Below are 572 nucleotides of genomic sequence, written 5' to 3' on the forward strand. Positions count from 1 at the left end.
CCCGACCAGCAGTGAGCCCCGCTGGACAGCTAACCGTGACCGAATAGGCAAGACGCCACCATTCAAAGCGGCATTTGTGCCGCCTATCTGTTACACTTCGCGCCCGCCATTTTCCGGCTTACTCTCTGACGTGATGTCAGCCACAGCCGTCGGTGGTCACCGCCTTCGCTTCGCTCATAACACGCCGTAAGCCAACTGAAGGCCAACTCCAGCGCCGCTGCTACACAGGAACCCATCATGAGATTTGAATCGTTCGATTTTGCCCCCGAGATTTTGCGTGCTGTCTCAGAGTGCGGTTATCAGGAGATGACCCCTGTGCAGCAACAGGCGATCCCGGCCATTCGCCGTGGCCGCGATGTGCTGGCCAGCGCCCAGACCGGTACCGGCAAGACCGCCACCTTCGCCCTGCCCATCTTGCAGCGTCTGGTAGACAATCCGGCGCCGGTCCAGCCGTCCAACGCCCGAGTGCTGATCCTGACCCCGACTCGCGAGCTGGCGGCTCAGGTGGCGAGCAACATCAATGACTTCGCCAAGTATCTCGCTATCACCACCATCACCATCGTCGGCGGTGG

The 572-nt window shown here is 60.8% G+C and carries 2 protein-coding genes; both read left to right on the forward strand.

Annotation, left to right across the window (positions count from 1 at the left end):
- Positions 1–190, forward strand: a 190-nt coding sequence (locus CUC53_RS19400; protein WP_236757980.1) for a hypothetical protein, incomplete at its 5' end; no start/stop codon positions are given.
- Between the two features lie 47 nt (positions 191–237).
- Positions 238–572, forward strand: a 335-nt coding sequence (locus CUC53_RS18705; RefSeq protein ID WP_157798349.1) for a DEAD/DEAH box helicase, incomplete at its 3' end; no start/stop codon positions are given.

Origin of the sequence: Aeromonas cavernicola (assembly GCF_002795305.1) — a bacterium.
GTDB classification, from domain to species: domain Bacteria; phylum Pseudomonadota; class Gammaproteobacteria; order Enterobacterales; family Aeromonadaceae; genus Aeromonas; species Aeromonas cavernicola.